Genomic DNA, 9,234 nt, shown 5'->3' on the forward strand with positions numbered 1-9,234 from the left:
TAAAGAGGCTCTGTGTCCGCGGCTAGAATAGGTCGCATGAGGGCGTCCGCATGACTCTTTCCAATTTGTTCGCCCTGAGCCTCGCGCTGGCCGCCGTTGGCGCGGTGGTCGGTGCGCAAACGCCGGCCGCCCAACCGGACGTCCACCGCCGCTTATTCCCCTTGGGCGATTTTCGTCTCGAGAGCGGCGTCGTTCTGCCCAAGGCCACCCTCGCCTACGCCACGTGGGGCGCGTTGAATGCCGCGCGCGATAACGCCATCCTGATCCCGTCGTGGTACGGCTCGGATCACCATGGCTACGATTTCCTCATCGGCCCCGGGCGGGCGCTCGACCCGGCCAGGTACTTCATCGTCGCCACCGAGATGTTCGCGAACGGCTTCTCGTCGTCGCCGAGCAATACACCGGCGCCGTTTGACGGCCCCGCCTTTCCCGCGATTGCGATCCGTGACAACGTCGAGGCCGCGCGCCGGCTCTTGACGTCAGAGTTGGGCGTCACCCATTTGCGTGCGGTGGTCGGCTTTTCAATGGGTGCTCAGCAGGCGTTTCAGTGGGCGGTGTCGCATCCAGACTTTGTCAGCGCCATCGCGGCCTACTGTGGAACCGCGAGGACCTACCCACACGGCATCGTTCGGCTCGAAGGCGCGATCAGCGCGCTGACTGCCGATGCGGCCTTTGCCGACGGCCGCTATACGTCGCCGCCCAGGAAGGGCCTGGCGGCGTGGTCGCGCCACTGGGCCGGGTGGGTCTGGTCGCAGGAGTGGTGGCGCCGCGAGCTCTTCAAGCCGCAGTGGGCGACCGTCGAGGAAGTGCTCGCGTCACGCACGGCGCGCGATGAGGTGCGCGACCCCAACAACCTCATCGCGCAGGCGCGGACCTGGCAGCGTCACAATGTCGGCGACACGCCGGGTTTTGGTGGCGACCACGAGCGTGCGCTCGCCTCGATCAAAGCCCGCGTGCTCTACATGCCCGGTGCCACCGATTTGTATTTTCCGGTGGGCGACGGCAAGTACGAGAGCCAATTCATCAAGGACGTTGTGTTTACGCCCATCCCGTCGGTGTGGGGCCACCTGGCCGGCGGCGGTGCCAACGCCGCAGACAACGACTTCATCAATGCTCAGGTGCGAGGACTCCTGGAGCCGAACTAGCCGAGCCTATTTCGGGTGGCAATCGACGCACGCCCGGCCCACGGTGTAGCGAACGGCCGTGCCGCGGCCGGCCGGGAACACCGCGGTCTCGTTCTTGTGGCACGCCACGCACGCGTAGTCGCCATGGATGCCGGCGAAGGACTCCTCGAGGCCGCGGTGCCCGTCACCGAAGGTTGGCAGGTAGGGCTATGCTGGTTGAGCGATGGCAATCGAAGCAGGGCGGCACGTACGGCATCGGGCGCGGCCCGATTGGGGTATTGGCAAGGTGGAGGGCAATAACGGCGAGAGCGTCTTCGTCCGGTTTGGCGACCAGCTCAAGACCATCAAGATTTCGTTCGCGGAACAGTTCCTGGAGCCGGTGACCGCCGCGGAGTTGGAGGCGAGCAAGCCGAAGGAGAGGGCCGGCCCCGCCGTTGGCCGCACCGCGCAATGCCCTGAGTGTGGCAAGGCCTTGATGCGAGGCGCCGACGGGGAGTGGAGGCCGTGTCCGAACTGCCGGTGATTGCGGCCACGGGTCCGCCTTCGTCAGATGACTGTGAAAGCGTGTAAGAGAGTGTGAAAGTCTTGGCTCCAAGACAAGATTAACCTTGCAATCATGGATCTGTATTCCATAATTACAAGGATGTTGGAGCGACGCCTCAAAGACCGCCTGATTTACCTCATCAATCACTATCCCGCCGTGGGCCTGCTTGGACCTCGACAGGTGGGTAAGACGACGTTGGCTCTGGAAATCGCCGGCCAACGGCCGTCGGTCTACCTGGACCTTGAATCAGTCACCGACCTCGCCCGGCTTGCCGACCCTGAACAGTATTTTGCCGATCATGAGGACGACCTGGTTGTCCTCGATGAGGTGCATCGTGTCCCGGAACTCTTTCAGACCCTGCGGGGCGTTATTGACCGCGGCCGCAGGCGTGAAAAGAAGACCGGCCGCTTTCTCTTGCTGGGTTCTGCCGCCATCGATCTGCTCAAGCAATCGGGCGAGAGTCTGGCGGGCCGCATCTCCTACCTGGAACTCGCACCCTTTGACGCGCTGGAAGTGCCTGCGGACGCATTGGACACGTTATGGGTTCGAGGGGGATTCCCGTCGAGCTTTCTTGCGGACGACGATGAATTGAGCCTCAAGTGGCGTCAGGATTTCATCCGCACCTATCTCGAACGGGAGATTCCCCAGTTCGGCCCGCGCATCCCCGCCGAGACGCTTCGCCGCTTCTGGACGATGCTCGCGCACAATCAGTCTGAACTTCTCAACGCAGCCAATCTGGCCCGTGGGCTGGGTGTCGATGGTAAGACGGTTGCCGCCTACCTCGACCTGCTGGTCGATCTGCTGCTTGTGCGACGGTTGCCCGCGTGGCATCGGAACACCGGCAAGCGGCTTGTGAAATCACCGAAGGTCTTTGTGCGCGACACGGGAATTGCCCATGCGCTGCTCGGGCTGAGAAACAAGGAAGATGTCCTCGGCCATCCGGTGGCCGGCCAGACATGGGAAACCCTGGCGATCGAGACATTGATTGCTGCGGCGCCTGAAGGCACGGAAGCGAGTTTCTATCGCACTTCTGCCGGTGCTGAAATCGACCTCGTCCTTGCACTGCCAAATCGCCAACTGTGGGCTATCGAGATTAAGCGGAGTTCGGCGCCGAAGGTGGGGAAGGGGTTTCACATCGCCTGCGCCGACCTGAAACCGCATCGGCAGTTAGTCGTCTATTCGGGAACGGAGCGGTTTTCTCTCGGTCACAAGACGGAGGCCCTTGGGTTGGTGGCGCTCGCCACCGAACTTCAATCGGTAAAGTGAAGCGTCATCGACCCTGCGGCGTCGACATCTGCTATCGCCCACGGCGCATCAGGACCCGCCGGCCGGCGCGGATCGCGCCGACCGCGATCGCGGAGGCCCAGCCTTCACGCACAGGTATTTCGCGAATGTCACAGGGTATTCGTGGTGCCGGAGGAGGGGGTCGAACCCACACACAGTTGCCTGTACGGGATTTTGAGTCCCGCGCGTCTGCCAGTTCCGCCACTCCGGCCCGAACTTGGAATTATAGCCCGACGGCCTTAGAACCTGCTATTGACGCGTCCCCGTCCACGTTCCGCTGCAGGTGCCACCCGCGAAAGTCCCGCTGAATGCCCGGCGATCAGCCGATAGCGTCGCCGTGAACGTGTAAAGCGCATCGAGCGCGACGGCGAACTGAAGGGTGCTCCCGTTGAGCGTCAAACTCACCGTCTGGTTGAAGACGAGCACCGACGGGATGCTGATCACGAACTCGTGAAAGCCGCCGGCATTGCGGCGAATCGTACCGGTCCACTGCGCCGTTCCCGGCAGGCTGGCGGGGCAGCCGGTGCCCTTCGTGATCGTCCCCGCCCAGTTGCCGAAGACGGGGTCGCCAGAGGCCTGATTTACCGTGACGGTCTGACCGCCAATGGTGAGTGTCGCGGTGCGGGGATCTCCGAGGTTCTCGGCGACGCTGACGTTCACCGAGCCTGGCCCGGTGACACTGGCGGCCGAGGTCACACTGACGAACGCGGCGCTCGAGGCGACCGTCCACGAGCAGGTGCTGCCGGTGGTGACGGCGATGGTCGCCGTGCCACCGACGCCGGCCATGTTGAGGGTGGTGCTCCCGAGCGTGAACGAACACGTCGCCGGAGTGGGCGAGGGCGACGACGGTGAACCGGAACACGCCGCCATCGCGATCGGAACGATCAAACCAAGGAGCCAGACTGGACGCACACGCCCTCCGGGATCGAGCGTAGCGTCGGCAGCACGCGCACACAAGCTCATGCGCGAACCAGACCGGCTCTTACGGCGACACGATGCGGAGCTTCGGGAAGTAGTAGCGGTAGCGGCGGGGATCCCGCGTGAGCAACGTGTGGCCCTTCACGGTCGCGTGGGCGCCGATGTAGAAATCCGGCAGCGGAGACCGGCGCTGGCCGCCCGCGTGCCGGTAGATGACAAAGGCGCGGGCCGCCAGGAACGCGGCCTCCCACGGCAGGTCCTCGCGCACGACGAAGTCCTCTGGCAAGTGCTGATTGACGGCCTCATAGGAGTCAAACCCCGCGGAGACCTCGGCAAGGATCACCGGGTTGATGATTAGCGGTCCCCGGTTGCGGCACTGGGCCACCATCGCGTCCGACCACTCCTGCCACTCCGACTCATCGTCGAACAGATCGACGAGCACGTTCGAATCAATCAGCGTCGATCTCATCCGGCTCGTCTCGCAACAAGGCCATCAACTCCTTGCTGCTCATCGTCATCTTGGGTCCCTGGCGGAGCCGCTTGGCGGTGATTTCCCCGATCGTCGGTGCGCCGGCCTTCGGGCGGAGCACGGCTCGGCCCCGTTCGACACTGAACTCGACTTCGGTATTCGGAAGGAGGCCCAGCTGTTCCCGAATCTCCTGGGGGATGGTGACTTGGCCCTTGCTGGTGATTCTCATGGTAAGACTCTTACTGGTAAGAATCTTACCATGCCTCCGCCAGGCCTTACAGGTCGAGCCGGGCGCAGATGGTGCCGACCCGCTCTTTTCTTGTATTGAGGATGACCGGCTGCGCGTAGTGATGGAGCGCATCGAATTCCGATGCGCTGATCGCGTCGATCTTGCGGAGCACCGCGAGCAGCGCCGGCTCCACCGCGCGCCAGGCGCCGTCTTCCACCTTGATCGCGATGCCGGCTCGCATCGCGGGGATGCCGGCGCAGTAGAAGCCCTCGGCGCCCACCTTCGAGAACAGCCGGCCTTTCGTCGCCCGCATCAGGTCGGTGTCGAGCCGATCGGTGCCGGCCACGAACTCCGGGTGCGAAACCATGGCCGACACAATCCGCGCGGGCGCGGCCTGGCGATCCGCGGCGGCCGCGGCGAACCGGGCGCAACCGAGTGCCACCGCATCGAGCGGCATCGCGAACGTCGGCAAGCCGCAGCCGTCTACCGCCTGCTCGATGCTGCCGGCCTCCAGGCCCATCCACTTCTCGACTGTCGAGAGCACGCGCTGCTGCACCGGATGCGACGGGCGGTGATAGCCGCTCGTGACCCAGCGCTGATGCACGGCAAACGCCAGCATTCCGCCGTGCTTGCCCGAGCAGTTGTTGTGGATCTTCGTCGGCGCCTGGCCGGCCGCCTTCATGGCGTCGGACGTCGGCACGTGCATGGGCGACTGCGGCCCGCACGCCAGCGCGCGTTCGGTGAGCCGGGCCTTGGCGAGGATGGCGCGCGCGGCGGCCACGTGAAAGGGCTCGCCGCCGTGCGACGCGGTGCACAGCGCGAGCTCCTCGGTGGTGAGGCCGAAGTGATCGGGGCCGCCGGCCTCGACAAACGGCAGCACCTGAAACATCTTGATCGCCGATCGCACGAAGCTGTGGTGCGCGGGGTTGCCGGCGCTGGCCGTCAGCCCGTGTTCCGCATGAGCCACCGCCACGTGCACGCGGTGATGCGATTCCACGACGTTGCCACGCCACACCTCGACATTGCAGTATCCCGACTTCACGTCCGGGGCACCCAGGCCAGGGCCACCAGTTGCACGGACACACCGCCACGCTTCGGCTTCACCAACACGCGCTCGAAGACTTCCGACGAGACATCCCACTCGGCCGACACCGCCTGCAAGTCCGCTTCGAGCGCGGCCTGCAGTTCGGCGAGTTGCCGCGTGAGTGCCGCGACCGTCTCGGTGGCGCGGGCCACATCCTGGGATTCACGTCCGATCTTGCCCATGCCCCTCGCCGCCGTGGTCGCGCGGCCCAGCGTGCTGGCGCTGACGGCCTTGCGTCCGAGCAGCGCGCCGAAGATGGTGGCGCCAATCGACACCGCGGTGGACATCCTGGCGCCAGTGGCCTGCTCGCTCTGGACCTGCACGGCGTGCTCGGCCCGACGAATGCGATCCTGGAGGGTCGTCAATTTCGACGCGTATTTTCCGCGGACCTTGGCCAGCGCCGCGTCCCGCGCTTCGCGGGCCTCGGTGTTGAGCCGGATGCGGAAGGCGCGTTCCGATTCCTCGGGCGCCGACAACATCCTGGTGCCCGCGCTCTTGAACAGCTCGATCGACTGCGATTGCGCCGCCCACCGCGCGAAGTCTTTCTCCCAGGTCGCATAGCTCCTGGGCTTGGCGGCCGCGGCCGGCAGTGCGGCGAACGTCGCCGACGCGCCCTCCGGAGCCTTCCGCAGATCCTTCACGGAGAAGCCGGCCGGCTCGGCGTGTTCCCAATCGACGGCCACGGCGCCGTCGCCGATCGGCGTCACCACCGCCACCTCGCGCGTCTCATCGAGTCCGAGCTTGGCATCCGAATACGCGACGCGCGCGACGCCGAGCACCATGGGCACATACGAGTCGCCGCCCGGCACGAAATATTGCGAGATGGCCGGATCAAGAAGAGGCCCGCCTTCGCTCGCGCGGGTTTCTCCAGCGAGCTTCGGCCCGCCTTCGCTCGCGCGGGTTTCTCCAGCGAGCTTCGGCGAGGTCTCGCCGTAGCGGCCTTCGGCCGCGGAGGCGGACACCTGAGGCATCTTAGGCACTGCTGTCTGCGCAGGTGCGGGCCGTGAAGCCGTGAGCCTTCGTATCTCATCGCGGCCAAGAGGACCGCGCAGGTAGGAGAGCGTCCACCGCGTCTCGAAGAGGACCGGCTCCTTCTCGTGCACGTTGTGCAACATGAACACGCGCTTGCCCAGCGACGAGAGCAGCTGATCGATCCTGGCCCGATCGAAGCCCGTGCCCGCGGTTCCCGCGGCCCCCTCGAGGCCGTCCAGCACCCGCGCCTTGTCGCGATCGGTCTGCAGGCGGCCCAGCATCCAGGTGCCGGCGTTGGCGAGCGCCTTGTAGTCCAGGTCCACCGGATTCTGCGTCGCCACCGTCAGCCCAAGGCCGAACGCGCGCGCCTGTTTCAACAGCGTGAGCAGCGGCGCCTTCGACGGCGGGTTGGCCACCGGTGGCAGAAAGCCGAAGATCTCGTCGAAGTAGACGAGCGCCCGCAGGCTGGAAGTGCCGCGCTGGCTGCGCATCCACCCGACCAGCTCGTTGAGCAGCAGCGACACGAAGAACATCCGCTCCTGGTCGTCCAGGTGGGCAATGGAAATCACGCTCACGCGGGGGCGGCCGTTGGCGCCGTAGAGCAGCGCGTCGATGTCGAGCGGCTCGCCCTCGAGCCAGCTGCTGAAGCCGGGCGCGGCCAGCAACTGGTTGAGCTGCATGGCCAGCGCGAAGCGGTCCCTGGCGGGGTAGAACGACTCGAGGTCGAGCACGCCGACCCTGGTGATCGGCGGCGTTTGAACCTGGGCGATCAACGCCGGCAGATCCAGGCTGATGCCCGCCTTCCACGCCTCGGTGAAGAGCGTGGAGATCAGCACGTGTTCGCGGCTGCGGAGGGGCTCCGCATTCACGCCCGCCAGCGTCAGCACGCTGGTCGCCGCGGTCGCGACCCGGTCCGACAGCAACTCAGGGTCGTTCAGGATGGCCGGCTCCGGCGCCGAGAACGACTTGACGATGGAGATGGGCCGCCCGCTCGAGCTGCCGGGCGTGTAGAGCGCGAAGTCGGCCGCCGCCCGCAGCCGCTCGATGCGCGCGCCGGTCTGGCCCCAATCTTCGAGGCCCTTCGACCACCGCGCCGCTTCGGCCTCGCCAAACGCCTCCGTCGATTGCCCGGCCCGCCGCGCCTCGTCCGGATTTACCCACGGCATGAACTCCGCCGCCGACAACTCCGGAAAGGTCAGGAGCAGGTTGCCCAGGTCGCCCTTCGGATCGATCGCGATCACCGGCACGCCGTCGATCGCGGCTTCCTCGATCAGGTCGATGCCCAGCCCCGTCTTGCCACTGCCGGTCATGCCGACAATCACTCCGTGCGTCACCAGGTCGGACGAGTCGTACATCAGCGGGACGTCGCGACGGGCCTTGGTAACCGGATCGACCTCGCGGCCCAGGTAGAACAGCCCGAGCTTCTCGAAATCCGTCACTGGCGCACCGTCCCGTCCGCGCGATACAAGAACAGCATCCGGTTCCGGCCCTCGGCATCGGTGAACGAGTCGGCCTTCTCCGGCGTCCAGTCGCCCATCCCGAACGAGTGGGCGACGATGCGGGCGCCGGGCTTGAGTTGTTTGGTGAGGATGGGGCGGAGCTTGAGGTTCGACGCCGAGAGCAGGTAGAGGGTGACGACCGAGGCTTCCGAGACGTCGGTCTTCATGGCGTCTTGCAGCCTGAAGGTCACCAGATGCTCGACGCCGGAGGTTTTGGCGTTGGCATTGGCCTCGGCGATGCGCTGCGGGTCAATGTCTACCCCGACGCCGCGGGCGCCGTATTTCCTGGCGGCGGTAATCGGGATTCGGCCGTCGCCGCAGCCCAAGTCGTACACGACATCTCTCTTGGTCACGCCGGCCAGGGTCAGCATCCGGTCCACCACGTCCTGCGGAGTGGGGACGTAGGGGGCCAATTGGGGGGCGTCGGGCCGTTTGGCGACCGGCGCCTGACCGGCCAGGACCGTGGCGCCGGCCAGTGTCGCCATAAGGCTGAGCTGGAGGGCAAGTCGGAACATGAGGGTGAGCATATCAAGGTCGCCAAAAAACAGGGCAAAAGCGGTCTAACCGTGTGTCGAATCAGGGGTTACTCGGGGACGGACGGTTCGCACGAAATTCACGAGAATACGCCCTTTTTGGCCTATTTCCGTTGATTTAGACCCGTTTCTCGGCTATACTCTCTGAACCTGGTAGCGCACTCCACTCCTGCCATTACCACCATCTCGAAACGAGGGGCACGTGGGATTTAAGATCGGTGACAAGGTCATTTACCCGAATCATGGGCTCGGGGTTGTTGAGAAGGTCGAAGAGAAGACCATTCTCGGAACCACGTGTGGATTTTTTCACCTCCGCATTCTTTCTAACGAAACGACCGTGCTGGTTCCCGTCGCCAACGTTGACAACGTCGGGCTGCGCCGGGCCATTACCGACGAAGAGGTTGAACGCCTGTTCCAGTTGCTGGGTGACGGCAAGATCGACAACCACCAGAACTGGAAGGGGCGCTTCAAGGACAACTCCGACAAGATGCGCACCGGCTCCATTTACGACATGGCCGATGTGCTCAAGAGCCTGACGTTCCTGGCCAAGTCGAAGAGCCTCTCGTTCCGCGAAAAGC

Annotated in this window: 10 protein-coding genes and 1 tRNA gene; 4 read left to right on the top strand and 7 right to left on the bottom strand. The window is 65.2% G+C overall.

Annotation, left to right across the window (positions count from 1 at the left end; genetic code table 11):
• The first annotated feature begins 50 nt into the window (after positions 1 to 50).
• From WC815_07035 to WC815_07045, 3 genes are all read left to right on the top strand, one after another.
• On the top strand, positions 51 to 1,145 hold the full coding sequence (locus WC815_07035; GenBank protein MFA5908512.1) for an alpha/beta fold hydrolase: 1,095 nt from the start codon (positions 51 to 53) through the stop codon (positions 1,143 to 1,145).
• Between the two features lie 202 nt (positions 1,146 to 1,347).
• Positions 1,348 to 1,647, top strand: a complete 300-nt coding sequence (locus tag WC815_07040; GenBank protein MFA5908513.1) for a DUF3553 domain-containing protein — start codon at positions 1,348 to 1,350, stop codon at positions 1,645 to 1,647.
• 120 nt (positions 1,648 to 1,767) lie between these two features.
• Entirely contained in the window at positions 1,768 to 2,934 is a 1,167-nt protein-coding gene (locus WC815_07045; protein ID MFA5908514.1) for an ATP-binding protein, read from the top strand.
• Positions 2,935 to 3,076: 142 nt separating this feature from the next.
• On the opposite strand, the gene WC815_07050 is transcribed toward WC815_07045, so the two are convergent.
• The 7 genes from WC815_07050 to WC815_07080 form a co-directional block, all read right to left on the bottom strand.
• Positions 3,077 to 3,163: transfer RNA gene (locus WC815_07050), tRNA-Leu, on the bottom strand.
• Positions 3,164 to 3,201: 38 nt separating this feature from the next.
• On the bottom strand, positions 3,202 to 3,840 hold the full coding sequence (locus tag WC815_07055; GenBank protein MFA5908515.1) for a BACON domain-containing protein: 639 nt from the start codon (positions 3,838 to 3,840) through the stop codon (positions 3,202 to 3,204).
• A 94-nt stretch (positions 3,841 to 3,934) separates the two neighbouring features.
• Positions 3,935 to 4,339, bottom strand: a complete 405-nt coding sequence (locus WC815_07060) for a type II toxin-antitoxin system VapC family toxin (protein MFA5908516.1) — start codon at positions 4,337 to 4,339, stop codon at positions 3,935 to 3,937.
• Positions 4,320 to 4,568, bottom strand: a complete 249-nt coding sequence (locus WC815_07065; protein MFA5908517.1) for an AbrB/MazE/SpoVT family DNA-binding domain-containing protein — start codon at positions 4,566 to 4,568, stop codon at positions 4,320 to 4,322. Before WC815_07065 ends, WC815_07060 begins: the two co-directional genes overlap by 20 nt.
• A gap of 46 nt (positions 4,569 to 4,614) precedes the next feature.
• Complete coding sequence (locus WC815_07070; GenBank protein MFA5908518.1) at positions 4,615 to 5,610, bottom strand: asparaginase; 996 nt, start codon at positions 5,608 to 5,610, stop codon at positions 4,615 to 4,617.
• Positions 5,607 to 8,063 (bottom strand): DUF87 domain-containing protein, encoded by a 2,457-nt coding sequence (locus WC815_07075; protein MFA5908519.1) that lies wholly within the window; start codon positions 8,061 to 8,063, stop codon positions 5,607 to 5,609. The genes WC815_07070 and WC815_07075 overlap by 4 nt, the downstream gene beginning before the upstream one ends.
• Positions 8,060 to 8,638: a class I SAM-dependent methyltransferase gene (locus WC815_07080; GenBank protein MFA5908520.1), complete on the bottom strand. Its 579-nt coding sequence runs from the start codon at positions 8,636 to 8,638 to the stop codon at positions 8,060 to 8,062. The genes WC815_07075 and WC815_07080 overlap by 4 nt, the downstream gene beginning before the upstream one ends.
• A 220-nt stretch (positions 8,639 to 8,858) precedes the next feature.
• On the opposite strand from WC815_07080, the gene WC815_07085 reads away from it, so the two are divergent.
• On the top strand, positions 8,859 to 9,234 hold a 376-nt coding region (locus WC815_07085; protein MFA5908521.1), incomplete at its 3' end, for a CarD family transcriptional regulator.

The sequence above is a fragment of the Vicinamibacterales bacterium genome (assembly GCA_041659285.1).
GTDB lineage: Bacteria > Acidobacteriota > Vicinamibacteria > Vicinamibacterales > UBA2999 > 12-FULL-67-14b.

Excerpts from the sequence above, each read along its gene's own strand:
- WC815_07045 (MFA5908514.1), top strand. The coding sequence starts at position 1,768 with ATGTTGGAGCGACGCCTCAAAGACCGCCTGATTTACCTCATCAATCAC.
- WC815_07035 (MFA5908512.1), top strand. The coding sequence starts at position 51 with ATGACTCTTTCCAATTTGTTCGCCCTGAGCCTCGCGCTGGCCGCCGTT.
- WC815_07060 (MFA5908516.1), bottom strand. The coding sequence starts at position 4,339 with ATGAGATCGACGCTGATTGATTCGAACGTGCTCGTCGATCTGTTCGAC.
- WC815_07040 (MFA5908513.1), top strand. The coding sequence starts at position 1,348 with ATGGCAATCGAAGCAGGGCGGCACGTACGGCATCGGGCGCGGCCCGAT.
- WC815_07065 (MFA5908517.1), bottom strand. The coding sequence starts at position 4,568 with ATGAGAATCACCAGCAAGGGCCAAGTCACCATCCCCCAGGAGATTCGG.
- WC815_07080 (MFA5908520.1), bottom strand. The coding sequence starts at position 8,638 with ATGTTCCGACTTGCCCTCCAGCTCAGCCTTATGGCGACACTGGCCGGC.